At 62.5% G+C, this 12,809-nt stretch carries 16 protein-coding genes; 15 read left to right on the top strand and 1 reads right to left on the bottom strand.

Annotation, left to right across the window (positions count from 1 at the left end; all coding sequences use genetic code 11):
• The first annotated feature begins 2 nt into the window (after positions 1-2).
• The 13 genes from PWG15_RS09795 (at position 3) to PWG15_RS09735 (ending at position 9,254) form a co-directional block, all read left to right on the top strand.
• The gene (locus tag PWG15_RS09795; RefSeq protein ID WP_275024227.1) at positions 3-326 is read left to right on the top strand and encodes a hypothetical protein; all 324 of its coding nucleotides are present in this window, start codon (positions 3-5) and stop codon (positions 324-326) included.
• Positions 323-922, top strand: coding sequence for a phage adaptor protein (locus PWG15_RS09790; RefSeq protein WP_275024226.1), 600 nt, complete (start codon positions 323-325; stop codon positions 920-922). Before PWG15_RS09795 ends, PWG15_RS09790 begins: the two co-directional genes overlap by 4 nt.
• Complete coding sequence (locus PWG15_RS09785; protein ID WP_275024225.1) at positions 919-1,521, top strand: phage adaptor protein; 603 nt, start codon at positions 919-921, stop codon at positions 1,519-1,521. Before PWG15_RS09790 ends, PWG15_RS09785 begins: the two co-directional genes overlap by 4 nt.
• The gene (locus tag PWG15_RS09780; RefSeq protein ID WP_275024224.1) at positions 1,518-3,134 is read left to right on the top strand and encodes a hypothetical protein; all 1,617 of its coding nucleotides are present in this window, start codon (positions 1,518-1,520) and stop codon (positions 3,132-3,134) included. The genes PWG15_RS09785 and PWG15_RS09780 overlap by 4 nt, the downstream gene beginning before the upstream one ends.
• A complete protein-coding gene (locus PWG15_RS09775; protein ID WP_275024223.1) occupies positions 3,131-3,577 on the top strand; it encodes a GNAT family N-acetyltransferase in 447 nt (148 codons plus the stop codon). Before PWG15_RS09780 ends, PWG15_RS09775 begins: the two co-directional genes overlap by 4 nt.
• 5 nt (positions 3,578-3,582) lie before the next feature.
• Positions 3,583-5,109 carry a tail fiber domain-containing protein gene (locus tag PWG15_RS09770; protein ID WP_275024222.1) on the top strand — a complete coding sequence of 509 codons (1,527 nt, stop codon included), beginning with the start codon at positions 3,583-3,585 and terminating at the stop codon, positions 5,107-5,109.
• A gap of 186 nt (positions 5,110-5,295) precedes the next feature.
• Positions 5,296-6,975 (top strand): tail fiber protein, encoded by a 1,680-nt coding sequence (locus tag PWG15_RS09765; RefSeq protein ID WP_275024221.1) that lies wholly within the window; start codon positions 5,296-5,298, stop codon positions 6,973-6,975.
• Complete coding sequence (locus PWG15_RS09760) at positions 6,975-7,451, top strand: hypothetical protein (RefSeq protein ID WP_275024220.1); 477 nt, start codon at positions 6,975-6,977, stop codon at positions 7,449-7,451. Before PWG15_RS09765 ends, PWG15_RS09760 begins: the two co-directional genes overlap by 1 nt.
• Before the next feature lie 63 nt (positions 7,452-7,514).
• Positions 7,515-8,315, top strand: coding sequence for a hypothetical protein (locus tag PWG15_RS09755; protein WP_275024219.1), 801 nt, complete (start codon positions 7,515-7,517; stop codon positions 8,313-8,315).
• A complete protein-coding gene (locus PWG15_RS09750) occupies positions 8,312-8,515 on the top strand; it encodes a hypothetical protein (protein WP_275024218.1) in 204 nt (67 codons plus the stop codon). The genes PWG15_RS09755 and PWG15_RS09750 overlap by 4 nt, the downstream gene beginning before the upstream one ends.
• Positions 8,515-8,757 (top strand): hypothetical protein, encoded by a 243-nt coding sequence (locus PWG15_RS09745; protein WP_275024217.1) that lies wholly within the window; start codon positions 8,515-8,517, stop codon positions 8,755-8,757. The genes PWG15_RS09750 and PWG15_RS09745 overlap by 1 nt, the downstream gene beginning before the upstream one ends.
• Positions 8,690-8,893, top strand: coding sequence for a hypothetical protein (locus tag PWG15_RS09740; protein ID WP_275024392.1), 204 nt, complete (start codon positions 8,690-8,692; stop codon positions 8,891-8,893). Before PWG15_RS09745 ends, PWG15_RS09740 begins: the two co-directional genes overlap by 68 nt.
• Positions 8,880-9,254 (top strand): DUF1515 family protein, encoded by a 375-nt coding sequence (locus tag PWG15_RS09735; RefSeq protein WP_275024216.1) that lies wholly within the window; start codon positions 8,880-8,882, stop codon positions 9,252-9,254. Before PWG15_RS09740 ends, PWG15_RS09735 begins: the two co-directional genes overlap by 14 nt.
• A 352-nt stretch (positions 9,255-9,606) precedes the next feature.
• Here the strand turns inward: PWG15_RS09735 and PWG15_RS09730 are convergent, their stop codons facing one another.
• Positions 9,607-10,638, bottom strand: a complete 1,032-nt coding sequence (locus tag PWG15_RS09730; protein ID WP_275024215.1) for a GlxA family transcriptional regulator — start codon at positions 10,636-10,638, stop codon at positions 9,607-9,609.
• Positions 10,639-10,756: 118 nt separating this feature from the next.
• On the opposite strand from PWG15_RS09730, the gene PWG15_RS09725 reads away from it, so the two are divergent.
• Entirely contained in the window at positions 10,757-11,767 is a 1,011-nt protein-coding gene (locus PWG15_RS09725) for an alpha/beta fold hydrolase (protein WP_275024214.1), read from the top strand.
• Between the two features lie 73 nt (positions 11,768-11,840).
• Entirely contained in the window at positions 11,841-12,806 is a 966-nt protein-coding gene (locus tag PWG15_RS09720; protein ID WP_275024213.1) for an MBL fold metallo-hydrolase, read from the top strand.
• Positions 12,807-12,809: the final 3 nt, after the last annotated feature.

The following is a 12,809-nucleotide window of genomic DNA, read 5'->3' as shown; positions in this document are numbered from 1 at the left end:
CCATGGTGATCCGTGATGGAGCCTGGACGCTCTACGATCATGACAGGATGAGCGGCCGCTCCGTCTGGCACCACTTCGACGGGGAGAAGGACGTCTACCGCGTCGATTATCCCGTCGACAACCTGGTGAGTGAAAACCAGGAGGTGCGCAACAGCGCTGAAAGGATCTGGCGGGGCGATTGGCATCGCGTTGCCTCGGTTCCGCTCAACATCGCGCATGCCTCGGGCCTGGTGACGGCGCACTCCGAAGGCGACGACCGCTTCGTCAAGCGCTTCCTCAACGATGGCGACAACCGCGCCTGGCGCACAAAGGAGGGCAGGCTATGAGCATTGCCGATTATGCCGCGCTGCTGGTCGATGCGGGCGAATACAGCGGGCGCAACGATATCGCCCACCTCTTTCCGCGCTTCGTCGGTCTGGCCGAACTGAAACTCAACAGGGCGCTGCGTGTGAGCGAGATGGAAGCAACCGCGGCGATCGACGTCGTCGACGGCGACGCGCCTCTGCCCGCGAACTTTCTCGAAGCACGGCAGGTCTTGACGGCAAGCGGCCGGCCGATCCGCGCGGGGGCCTTGCAGCAATTTTCCGACACGGGTCCGGTGGGTGGCGGCACGCCACTCGGCTATGCGATCGTCGGCAACCGGATCAAATCGTTTCCGGCCGGCAGCTACGGACTGACCATGACCTACTACCGCAAGATCCCGCCGCTTTCGGCCTTGAACCCGACGAACTGGCTGCTGGAGCAGGCCCCCGACGCCTATCTCTACGGACTGGTCGAGGAGATCGCCATCTGGGAGCGCGACGCCGGAAAGGTTGGGGCCGCGCAACAGCTGAAGATGTCGGCGCTTGCCGGGCTCGGTATTGCCGACGAACGCGCCCGCTGGGGCGATGCCCAGATGACGGTGGGAGGGGCGACACCATGACCTTGCTTTCCGTAATCAACGAGGTTTGCGACATCGTTTCGCTCGATCGTTTCGACAGCATCTACGGCTCCAACGATCCGAACGCGCAGACCATGGTGGCGCTGGCGCAAGAGGCGGGCGAGGAGATTTCCCGACGCGGTGACTGGCGGCGGTTGCTGAAGCAGCATGTGGCAATCCTCTCGCCACTGACCTTGCCGGCGGACTACCAACGGCTGACGCCGGGGGGCGCGGTGCGCACGGCATCCGGCGCCTTCTTTCGCCCGATCACCAACAGTTCGCAATGGGCGACCGCGACCGGCACCGCATCCGCACAGCCCTATTTTTTCCTGCGGGGGAGCCAGATGCTGTTTTCCCCGGCATCAGCTGGCGTCGGAGCCGTTGTCGACTACGTCTCGAAGAACTGGGTGCTGGGAGACCCCTACCAGGAACGTGACACGCTCAAGGCGGATGACGACACGATGCTCTTTCCAGAGCGGCTGCTGGGCAAGGGCATCCTCTGGCGCTGGAAGCGGCAAAAGGGGCTGCCCTTCGACGACAGTCTCGCGGAATTCGAGGCGGACCTGCTGCAGGAACTGAACGCCGACCGGGGGGCATCATGAGAGTGGACATAAGGCCAGGGCGCCTTGGCCAGAGCAATCGCGGTGCAACCAGCATCGGCCGGCAACAGACCTCGCAGCCGATCACGTTCCCGGCGCCGAAAAACGGGCTCGTGACGACCGCCGACATGGCGGCGCAACAGCCGGGATCGGCGACCGTATTGCGCAACTTCTTGCCGACGCTCGTCGGCTGCCGCATTCGTGGCGGTTCGCAAAAGCGGGGCCGGGTGGCCGACGGCGGTACGATCCGCAGTGCCTTCAAGTACAAGTATGGCGCCATGGAGAAGCTGTTCATGGCGACGGATACGGCAATCTACGACATGACATCCCCGGCAGCACCGCCTGCAACGACGGCCGCTGCCGTCAGCGGACTTTCGGGCGGCGACTGGTGCACCTTCCAGCACACCAATGCGGGCAATTCCTTTCTCATCTGCCTCAACGGCGCCGATCAGCGCCGGGTCTATAACGGCAGCACCTGGGCGACGACGCCGGCGATCACCTTTCCCGACGCGACGACCATGGCGCAGCTCAACTATGGCTGGCTGTTCAAGAACCGGCAGTTCTTTCTGAAGAATGCAACGCTCGACGCCTACTATCTGCCGGTCAACGTCGTCGGCGGGGCGGCCTTGCTGTTTCCGCTGGGCGGCGTGATGAAGAAGGGTGGCTCGCTGCTGATCGGCTTTTCCTGGTCGCTCGAAAGCGGCGACGGCCTATCCGATCTGTGCGTCTTCGTTTCGACCGAAGGCGAGGTGGCGGTATATGCCGGCTCCGACCCGAGTGACGCCAACAGCTTTGCGCTGAAGGGCGTCTATCAGATCGGCCGGCCGCTCGGCAAGAACGCCTGGATCCGCGCCGGAGGCGATATTCTGATCGCCACCAGCGACGGGCTGACACCGATCTCTCAGGTGTTCCAGCGCGATCGCCAGGCGCTGAGCCAGGTTTCGGTTTCGCGCCCGATCGAGGACGATTGGCGGCGGGCGGCGAATGCGACCGGCGTGGGCTGGGTGGTGAAACAGTGGCCGGAGCAGAATCTGGTGTTCATCGCCTTTCCCGGCAACAGCGTCGTTGCCGATACGACATTTGTGCTCAATGTGCTCAGCGGTCGCTGGTCGACGATCAGCAATTGGCGGGCGACCTGCTACGAGACGCTGCAGGGCGGGCTGTTCTTTGGTGGCGACAGTGGCTTCTGCTGGCAGGGCGATACGACGGGGACAGACGACGGACTGACTTTTACGGCCGCCTATCTCTCGCAGTTTGCCCCCCCGGGTCAGTTCGGCCAACGCGCGCAGGCCACGCTCGCCCACATGTTCTTCCGGGCGAAAAGCAAGCCGAACGTGCGGCTGTTTGCTCGAGCCGACTTCGACCGGTCGATCCCTGCGGCCGTCAGCGTAACTGCTGGTGATGTCGTTTCTTCCGAATGGGATATCGGATTGTGGGACAAGGCGGTTTGGGACGCGCTGACGCAGCAGCTTCGCTACAGCTTCCGGCAGAATGTGAGGGCGACCGGTGACATGCTGGCAGTCGGCTGCGCCATCACCTCCGGCGGAGCGGCCAAGCTCGATCTGGAAGTCGACCTCGCGACGCTGCAGGTCGAGGCCGGCGAAGCGAGCGCATGAGGATCATCTGGGGTGGTGCCAACAATGCCACCGTGAACCGCATGATCGCGGATTTCGTGGCGAGCCACATCGCCGGCTGCGAACGCGGATTTGCCGACTTTGTCACCATGGGCGTTGTCGAAGATGGCGGGCTCCTGGCCGGCGTGGTGTTCCACGACTATGCGCCGGAGGCTGGCGTTATCGAACTCTCGGCCGCTTCCACCAGCAAACGCTGGCTGACGCGGCCGGTGCTCAAGGGCATGTTCGCCTATCCATTCCAGGAGATCGGCTGCCAGATGGTTGTGCTCAGGGTTTCCGAGCGTAATGCGGGCATGATCGCGATCGCAGAGCGTTTCGGCTTTTCGCCACACCGAATTCCCCGTCTTCGCGGGCGGGAGGAAGCCGAAATCGTCTTCACACTCACAGACAACGACTGGCGGGCCCATCCCGTCAACCAGAGGTAGGAACCATGGGAAAATCCAAAGCTCCGAAGCCGCCGGATCCACGCGAGACTGCGGCGGCGCAGACCGCGACCAATATCGGCACGGCCATCGCCAATGGAACGCTCGGCAACATCAACCAGATGACGCCGGACGGCAGCCTGACCTATTCACAGACAGGCAGTACCAAGTGGAAAGACCCGTTAAGCGGCGCTTTCTACGACATTCCGAACTGGACCGCGACGCAGACACTTTCGCCGGCGCAGCAGGCGATCAAGGACCAGACGGATGCTGCGGAGAAGAATCTTGCGACACTCGCCAATAACCAGTCGTCTCGACTGAACGATCTTCTGGGGCGGCCGATCGACCTTTCCGGCGCGCCGGCGGCCGGCAATCCCAATGCGATCAACCTGCCGCAGTATCAGCAATACGGTCCCGGCCCGACGCTGCAGACGACGCTGCCCAATACGGGCAGTGCTCAAGGAACGGTTGCCAATGCCGGGTCGATACAGACCTCGCTTGGCAATTCGGGTGACATCAGGCGCAGCTACGAGACGAACTTCGACACGAAGCGTTACGAGGATGCGCTGATGGCGCGCATGAACCCGCAACTCGACCGGGACCGCGCAGCGCTGGAGACACAGCTCGCCAACCAGGGGCTGCAGCCGGGCTCGGAAGCCTATAACCGGGCGATCGACCAGGCAAACCGCCAGGCGAATGACGCGCGGTTCGGCGCCATCCTCAATGCGGGGCAGGAGCAATCCCGGCTCGTGGGGCTCTCGCAGCAGGCAGCGGCCTTCGAGAATGCCGCGCAGCAGCAGGCTTACGGGCAGATGTTGCAGAGCGGCCAGTTCGCCAACCAGGCGCAAAGCCAGCAATACACTCAGAACGCCAACAACCTGCAATTGTCTAATTCCGCGCAGCAGCAAAACTTCAACCAGGCACTCGCCGCAGCCGGCTTCAGCAACGACGCTCTGCAGCAGATGCACCAGAACAGCCAGTCGACGGCGGCGGCCAACAACACGTTGAAGGACCAGAGCTTCAACGCCCAGCAGGCTCAACTAGCGGCGCAGAACGCGGCGCGGGCGCAATATCTCAACGAGATGTATGCCCAGCGCAACCAGCCGATCAACGAGATTTCGAGCCTGCTGTCCGGCGCCCAGGTGAGCAGCCCGAACTTCGTGCCAACGCAGGGCCAGCGGATCGAGCCGGTGGACTATGCAGGGCTGGTGCAGCAGGACTATCAGAACCGTGTGGCCGCATACAATCAGAAGCGAGAAGGCCTTTCCAGTATTCTCGGCGGTGTCACGGGTCTTTTCAATGCGCTTCCTTCTGATCGGCGCCTGAAGAAGGACATCAAGAAGGTGGGCAAGCTGGATGGGCATTCGCTTTACGAATACCACTACAAGGGCGAACCGGGGCGTTACCCGAAACACGTGGGCGTGATGGCGCAGGAGGTGGAGAAGATCCGCCCCGATGCCGTCAGCCGCGATCCGGACGGTATGCGCCGTGTCGACTACGGCCGGCTTTTTTCCGCCGGGCGGAAGAAGCGCTAACGCCGGTTTCGCGGCCTCCCTTGACTTCACTGCGCTCTGTCGCCGGCTTGCTTGGCCGTTCTCTGTAGCCACTGAGGCCAACTTACCGGCTGTTGCTCGGAGCGTGCCCGTGCGACGGCCGTTCATCCCATCGAAAACAGGAACAACAGGGAAGCTTGCGGCCCCGCACTTCCATGGAGACAAGCCATGCCCAGAACAGGTGGCGTCTATTCGCCTCCCGCCGGCACCAAAGGCGTGCCCAATACCACGATCCAGAGCGTGCCCTATAACACGCTCATCGACGACCTGACGGCAGATGCCAACGCGCCGCGCCCGCTGACCTCGGGCGGCACGGGTGCAACAAGCGCAAGTGGCGCCAGGACTGCACTCGGACTTGAAATCGGCACCAATGTCCAGGCACAGGACGCGGGCCTGCAATCGATCGCCGGATTGACGACGACGACCAACCAGATGCTCTATACGACCGGGACGGACGCTTATGCGACAACGGCGCTGACGCCTTTCGCAAGGACTATTCTCGACGATGTGGATGCGGCGGGCGTGCGGGCGACGATCGGCGCCAACGATGCAAGCACTCTTATAACCGGTACCATTGCAGATGCACGCCTGCCCGCGACGATGTCGGGCAAAGCATTCGTTGGCTCTGTAGTCGTCAACAATGGTTCCGTTACAGGGTATGCAGTGCTCAGCGCAGGAAACACCACCAACACTGGGTACATCGATTTTAGAAAGGCAGACGGAAACCGAGCCGGCTACATCGGCTATGCTACAAATGGTGGCGGCAACATCGACCTTAACGCCGAAGTGGGCTTCCGCTACAATTTCTCCGGCGCTCTCGGCCCCACTTACGGCGGAACACCCCTGGTAACGACCGCAGGTGCGAGCTTTACCGGCGCAGTTTGGGCGCCGAATTTCCTCGCCTCTAACGACTTTCAGATCCGCTCTAACGGGGACCGCTACCTTTATTTCATGAATTCGGCCGGAAACAACCGGGGCGTCATCGTGCACAACAATGCGATCGGCGCCATGCAAACGTTTCTCTACAACACCTCTGGCACCTTTGTCCGATCGTTGACCCTTCGAGAAGATGGGGGCGGGTTCTGGGGCGGCCACATGTTCGAGGTCGGTAACAATGTCGGCACGGCTGAGTTCCGCTTCAACGCCAACGCCAACCGTGACCATCGCCTGCTCAGCGACGCGAGCGGCTCGTTCTACGTCCAGTATTCCAACAATGAGTGGTCAACCGCCTCGACCCTGGTATGGTGGGACGCTGCAGCCAACGCGAATCTGGGCGGTAGTATTTATACACCGACTGGGTTCTTTACCTCTGGTGCCCTTGGCAGCAACAACGGCTTGGTCGCGGGCAATGGCGACAACGCGACGTATGCCTCTCACAATCTCCGCATCTCCACTTGGTATGGAGTCGGCATTTATGATAGCAGCTCAGGCAATTGCCGCATCGTCTTCGATGCCCGAGGCGGTCATATCACCAACACAGGAAACCATGCCGTTGGCGGCACGATGTACGTTGGCAGTGCCGCCGTTTTTGGTGATGGCAACATGCAGTTTTCTGGTGGCATGCTTGGATATGGTGCCTACCTAAGTGACGCCCTTAGTGCGCGTGCCACCGTCTACACCGGTTCCAACCAGGACGAGGTCAACCTGCCCGTTGGCCATTCTGTGTTGAGCTACTCGAACGGTACACGAAACCGAAACCAGGGGTACGCAACTTACCTCTCCACTGCCGCTTATCAATTTACCCTAGATGTAGGGGCCAGCGCACAGTTGGGCGGAACCTGGCGTGCGCGCGGGCAGATCACATATTCCAGCGGCAACTCGATGGTTCAGATGCAAAGGACAGCGTGATGGCTCTTTCGTTGAATGACGTCTACTCCGTTCAAAAAACCAGGGAAGACGGCGTGTTGCTGGTCAAATGCAACATTACCGACCTGGAAGATGCTGTCTACGATTGCGACTATGTTTCTCGGCCGGAAGATGGCTTTGGTCTCAATCCGGCCATCCGCAAGTGGCTCACCGACAACTCTGATTTTCCGTTCGTCGACTACGTTCCCCCAACCGATGAGGAGAGCCGTCAAGTGATGCCGTCACTCTCAGCGCGGCAATTCCGCCTCGGTCTCGTCGGCGCAGGCGTTTCGCCAGAAGCTGTGGCAACCACGATTGCTGCCATGCCTTTGGGCGCCGAAAGAGACAGGGCGCAGATCGAATGGGAGTATGGCGACACGTTTCACCGCATCCACCCGCTTGTCGCTACGATCGCGATTGGCTTTGGCCTGTCAGATCTGCAAGTCGATGCCCTATGGCTCGCGGCGGTCAATCTCTAGAGATACAGGTGACCTATGAACCGATCGGTACTCTTTGCTGCTCTCAGGCGACGGAGCAGCGCGGTGTTTGGCATCTCTCCATCTGCACAGCAGCAGACGGGCGTTGAGGCTATCCTTGAAGATGGGCGCCGCCACGGTGTCAGCCTCTGCCATCTCGCCGCGATCCTTGCGCAGGCCTACCATGAAACCGGCGGCGCGATGCAGCCGGTTGAGGAAAATCTCAGCTACTCCGCGAAGCGGCTCACCCAGGTTTGGCCCGCTCGATTCCCGACACTTGCGAGCGCCGCGCCTTACGCCGGCGATCCGCGAAAGCTTGCGAACTGGGTCTATGGCGGGCGGCTCGGGAATGTCGAGGCGGATGATGGGTGGCGTTATCGCGGGCGCGGATTGGCTCAGATAACCGGCAAGGCGAATTATGCGACGTTCGGCCTCGAGGCCGCGCCCGAAAAGGCCTGCGAGATGGCGACTGCGGTGCGCATTTTGTTCGACGGCATGACGGAAGGGCTCTTTACCGGGAAACGGCTTTCCGACTTCGACACGGACGAGAGCCTATCCGGGGCGGGAACGGGCTATCGTTATGCGGCATCGCGCGCAATCCTCAACGGGGATATCAGGCAAAATGGTCCGAAGATCGAGGCCTATGGCCGGGCATTCGAGGCGGCGTTGCGGGAAGCCGGGTATGGCCGGAATGGCCAACAAAAGGCGGCGCCGGCAGAGCCCGGCGTCGTCGTGGTGCTTCGGCCGGGAAAGTCGGGGGTGGGGGTAAAAGGCGAGGGCGACAGCGTCGCGGCACGGTCTGCTGGCAGCATCTTCGAGCGCCTCGTCACCGCGATTGTCGCAATTTTCGCGAGGTGGGCGAGATGAGTGCCGTGATGATCCGCATCGTGTTGCGCTATGGCGCCGGCTTGCTTGTTGCAAAGGGGTTGCTGGCGCCGGAAACCGGTCCCGTTCTTGCCGATGACCCGGACATCCAGATGCTGTTGGAGGTTGGCGTCGGCCTTGTTGCCGGCATCCTCTGCGAAACCTGGTACATGCTCGCGCGCCGCCTTGGCTGGGCCAGATGATGCTGACCTGGCCGAAGCTGTTGGCCGGCGGCTTGTTGCTCGCCGGCCTGATCTGGCTCGTCCACGAGATCCGGGCCGACGGCGCTCGTTCCATCGCCAATGCCATCGAAAGGCAGAACAATGACGCTCAGAGCCGCGCTCGCGAAAAGCGCCTTGATTACGATTCCTGCCTTGATGCAGGCGGGCTGTGGAACTTCGCAACCGGCCAGTGTTCCCGGTCTGCGGGGCGTGGTCGGAACTGATCTCATCGGCGCGCGCGGCGCGACTGTGGCCGATCAACGCCGGATCGATCGCACAGCCGTTGGCCTCTGCGCGGCGGAAATCTGGACACGGGCGGAATGCACCAGGCACGGGGAGCGCGCCGATGTCGGCAGTTGAAATGGATGTTGCCGTTCACCGCCAGCTCGGCGAATTGGTTGCGGGCATGCGCGGCCTGCAGGAATCCATCCGCCGGATCGAGGAGGGGAGCCGCCGTGCCGAGGACAAGTACGCGGCCATTCATGGCAGCGTGCATCTGCGCATGGAGCAACTGGTCGATCGCGTGGGCGAAATCGAGGCGTCAGTCTCGGCGATCGGTGCGGATGTCGCGGAGATGAAACCGGTGACCGACGACGTCAAGCGCTGGAAGCTGATGGGGATCGGTGCATTGGGCGTCACCGGCATTGCGGCGATGGCGCTGGGCGTCAGCTTCGCCGAGGTGATCCGCCGCGTCGTCTTTGTCGTCATGGCCAAGGGCTAACGGGGCCGCCCAAGTCGGCGGCGCCGGCAGCGCCCGTGGGGCGACGCGATGTGTCGGCAATGTTCCGACACATCTGAGATCCGGACTGCGCGATCGCCCTGAGAGGACCGGTCCAAACCTCTAAAATCGATGCACGCCGCGCGCCCCAACGGGCGCGCGGCGTCTTTTTTCGTTTTCCCGTCAGGGCACCAAGGCGACATTGCCGCGGTCCGGGTCGGCTCGCTGATGTCTTGCGCGGACGGCGTCAGCGCGCAGATCATGCCCGGACATGCGCATCCGACTGCCGCGTCGGGTGGGCCTTGAGCGGATGCAGATTCTTGTCGATGTTATCAGATGTACCTTCATTCGCTGGTCACAGGGCCGGAATCGCACCCGGCGCTGCTGCAGCCATTCGCCTGGCACCGTCCGAAACCGAGAAGCGAAGGCGATATTCCTTTGGCGAGAGGCCGAGGATCTTGCGGAAGATCTTGCGGTAGGCGTTGGTGTCGTCATAGCCGCTCTGCCAGGCGACCTGTTCGATCGAGAGATGCGAGCGCTCCAGGAGATCGCGTGACTTGGCAATCCGCAGCCGCTGGCAATATTCGGTCGGGTTGAAGCCGGTCGCCTTCTGGAAACGGCGCAGGAACGTGCGGTCGCCAAGTCCGGCGCGCTCGGCCATCATCTGCAGCGTCACGCCCTTGGTGCTGGTGCCGTGCAGCCAGTGCTGGACCTTCAGGATGATGTTGTCTCCATGGTCGAGTTTCGGCGCGAAGACGCTGTAGTAGCTCTGCTCGCGCGCGCCGGGATCGATGATCATGTACCGTGCCGTTGCCAGCATGACGTCGGTTCCGAGGAACCGGTCGACGAGTTTCAGTCCGAGGTCGATCCAGGCCATCATGCCACCGGCGGAGATGATGTCGCCCTCATCGATCAGCAACCTGTCGGTGTCGACGCGGATGTTGTCGTAGCGGTCGGCGATCAGTTCCTGGTGCGACCAGTGCGTGGTGATGGTGCGCCCGTTGGCAAGGCCGGATTCGGCCAGCAGATAGGCGCCGCCGCAGACCGAACAGATGGTCGAGCCCCGTTGATGCTGCTCGCGCACGAAGGCGGGCAGGGTGCCGATGCGATCGCCGACCGGCAGATCGGAGAGGGTCGGCGGCAGGATCAGCGCTACCAGGCCCGAAGAGGGACCCTCGTGGGTGTCGCGCGATTTTGACACCGAGCCGTCTTCCTGCAGCTTCCAATGGCTGATGCGGATCTGCGGAGCGTCCCTCCCGCTCTGTTCGACCGACTGCATGCTCGCCACCTGGAACATGTCCGTCAGCCCATGGATCGCCGACATCAGCGCGCGTGGGTAGACGACGATGCCGATTTCCGCCGGTTCGCTTTCCGGTCGTTTTGTCACTTCTGCCCCCATCGTTGTCAGCTTTGCCGGTCGAGAGGTTAGGCCCGCCGATTTATCAATTCAACCATCGCTTCCAGGGAATGGAAGCCGGGCAACAGAGACCAAAGAGGTGAGGACAATGACACAGGCAAAAGCAGTTTCCGCAAGCGTTTCCAGTGGCCTTTCGCGCCGCAACGTCCTTTCGGCCGCCTTTGGCGCGGCGGCGACCGCTGCCGCCGTTTCGACGGTCAGCAAGCCGGCCAAGGCGGCCGACGCATCAACCGCCGGCGTGTCCGGTACTGAGGGAGCAAACACCATGGGCAGCCGCATCATCACCCGCGATGGCGTCGAGATCTATTACAAGGACTGGGGTCGCAAGGATGGTCCGGTCGTCGTGCTCAGCCACGGCTGGCCGCTGTCGTCGGACAGCTGGGAGGCGCAGGCGTTCCACCTTGCCAACAATGGCTTCCGCGTCATCACCCATGACCGCCGCGGCCATGGCCGCTCGTCGCAGCCCTGGGACGGCAACGACATGGATCACTATGCCGACGATCTCGCCGATCTCATCAATGCGCTCGATCTGAAGGACATCTTCCTTGCCGGCTTTTCCACCGGTGGCGGCGAGATCAGCCGCTATATCGGCCGCCATGGCACCAGCCGCGTCGCCAAGGCCGGGCTGATCTCGGCGGTGCCACCGCTGATGGTCAAGACCGACAACAACCCCGGCGGCTTGCCGAAGGAGGTGTTCGACGGCCTGCAGGCGGCAAGCCTCAAGGATCGCTCCAAGCTCTACCGCGACATCGCGTCCGGTCCGTTCTTCGGCTTCAACCGCCCGGGTGCGGTTGCTTCCCAGGGCATGATCGACAGTTTCTGGCTGCAGGGCATGATGGGCGGTCACAAGAACACCTATGACTCGATCGTCGCCTTCTCGCAGACCGACTTCACCGAGGACCTGAAGAAGTTCGACGTACCGACGCTGATCATTCATGGCGACGACGACCAGATCGTGCCGATCGATGCGGCGGCACGGGCTTCGAAGACGCTTGTCCCGCATGCGGAGCTCAAGGTTTATGCCGGTGCGCCGCACGGCATCACCGATACGCACAAGGACCAGCTCAACGCCGATCTGCTCGCCTTTGCCAAGGCTTAACGCCTACTCGCCGGTGCGGCCCACGGGGCGCACCGGCACCCTTCGCCAAACGCTTCAGCCAAGGACCAGAACGATGACCTCTTCCCGCACCTCCACCGACGCATCCGGCCCCGACCGCCGCGAGTTCCTTGCCGGTTCCAGCGCGATTGCCGCTTCCGCACTCCTGCCGAAAGGTGCCTACGCCGCCGATGTCCATCGCCTTCAGCACGGCAGTTTCGACATTTCCGTCGTCAGTGATGGCTTCATCATGCTGCCGGTGAGCATCGTGCTGCCGGATGCGACGGCACAGGAGCGGCCCGCCATCATGCGCCGGCTCGGTGGTACGCCGGAGCGCGCGCCGTTTCATACCAATATCCCTGTCATCCGCATTGGCGGCGATCTGATCGTGGTCGACGACGGCTCGGGCAATCACTTCCAGGAAAGCGCCGGCAAGCTCAGCGCCAATCTGCTGGCCGCCGGCATCGATCCGGGCGAGGTGACGAAGGTGGTGCTGACCCACGCCCATCCCGATCATGCCGGAGGCACCCTCGGCACCAATGGCAAGTTGACCTTTCCGAACGCGCAATACTTCGTATCTGAGGCCGAATGGCAGTTCTGGACCGATCCGAACTTCGAGAAGACCATGCCGCAGGCGTTGCATGGCTTTGCCAAGGGCGCGCAGCGCGACCTTTTTTCGGTGAAGGACCGCCTGACCCTGGTCAAGCCCGGCGATGAGATCGTCAGCGGCATGCAGGTGCTCGACACGCGGGGCCATACGCCCGGCCACATCTCGCTTCAGCTTGCCGGTGGCGATGGTGCTGGCCACGATGGCCTGGTGATCACAGGCGATGCCGTGACCAGCAATGTCGTCTTCTTCGAACATCCCGAATGGCATTTCGGCTTCGATACGGATGCGGAGTTGGCCTTGAAGAACCGCAAGGCTCTGATCGATCGGGCGGCCTCGGAGAGGCTCGCGCTGCTTGGCTATCACTGGGCCTATCCCGGGATCGGACGGGCCGAGCGAAACGGAGCGGCGTATCGTTTCGTCGCAGCGGCGTAACCG

This window comes from Ensifer adhaerens (assembly GCF_028993555.1).
Lineage (GTDB): Bacteria > Pseudomonadota > Alphaproteobacteria > Rhizobiales > Rhizobiaceae > Ensifer > Ensifer adhaerens_I.
Note: the sequence above shows the minus strand (reverse complement) of the source record. Positions and strands in the feature narration are given on the sequence as shown.

Bases quoted from the DNA above. Each gene is read 5' to 3' on its own strand.
- PWG15_RS09760 (WP_275024220.1), top strand. From the start codon at position 6,975: ATGGCTCTTTCGTTGAATGACGTCTACTCCGTTCAAAAAACCAGGGAA.
- PWG15_RS09735 (WP_275024216.1), top strand. From the start codon at position 8,880: ATGTCGGCAGTTGAAATGGATGTTGCCGTTCACCGCCAGCTCGGCGAA.
- PWG15_RS09765 (WP_275024221.1), top strand. From the start codon at position 5,296: ATGCCCAGAACAGGTGGCGTCTATTCGCCTCCCGCCGGCACCAAAGGC.
- PWG15_RS09725 (WP_275024214.1), top strand. From the start codon at position 10,757: ATGACACAGGCAAAAGCAGTTTCCGCAAGCGTTTCCAGTGGCCTTTCG.
- PWG15_RS09770 (WP_275024222.1), top strand. From the start codon at position 3,583: ATGGGAAAATCCAAAGCTCCGAAGCCGCCGGATCCACGCGAGACTGCG.
- PWG15_RS09750 (WP_275024218.1), top strand. From the start codon at position 8,312: ATGAGTGCCGTGATGATCCGCATCGTGTTGCGCTATGGCGCCGGCTTG.
- PWG15_RS09780 (WP_275024224.1), top strand. From the start codon at position 1,518: ATGAGAGTGGACATAAGGCCAGGGCGCCTTGGCCAGAGCAATCGCGGT.
- PWG15_RS09745 (WP_275024217.1), top strand. From the start codon at position 8,515: ATGCTGACCTGGCCGAAGCTGTTGGCCGGCGGCTTGTTGCTCGCCGGC.
- PWG15_RS09740 (WP_275024392.1), top strand. From the start codon at position 8,690: ATGCAGGCGGGCTGTGGAACTTCGCAACCGGCCAGTGTTCCCGGTCTG.
- PWG15_RS09795 (WP_275024227.1), top strand. From the start codon at position 3: ATGGTGATCCGTGATGGAGCCTGGACGCTCTACGATCATGACAGGATG.
- PWG15_RS09785 (WP_275024225.1), top strand. From the start codon at position 919: ATGACCTTGCTTTCCGTAATCAACGAGGTTTGCGACATCGTTTCGCTC.
- PWG15_RS09720 (WP_275024213.1), top strand. From the start codon at position 11,841: ATGACCTCTTCCCGCACCTCCACCGACGCATCCGGCCCCGACCGCCGC.
- PWG15_RS09775 (WP_275024223.1), top strand. From the start codon at position 3,131: ATGAGGATCATCTGGGGTGGTGCCAACAATGCCACCGTGAACCGCATG.
- PWG15_RS09790 (WP_275024226.1), top strand. From the start codon at position 323: ATGAGCATTGCCGATTATGCCGCGCTGCTGGTCGATGCGGGCGAATAC.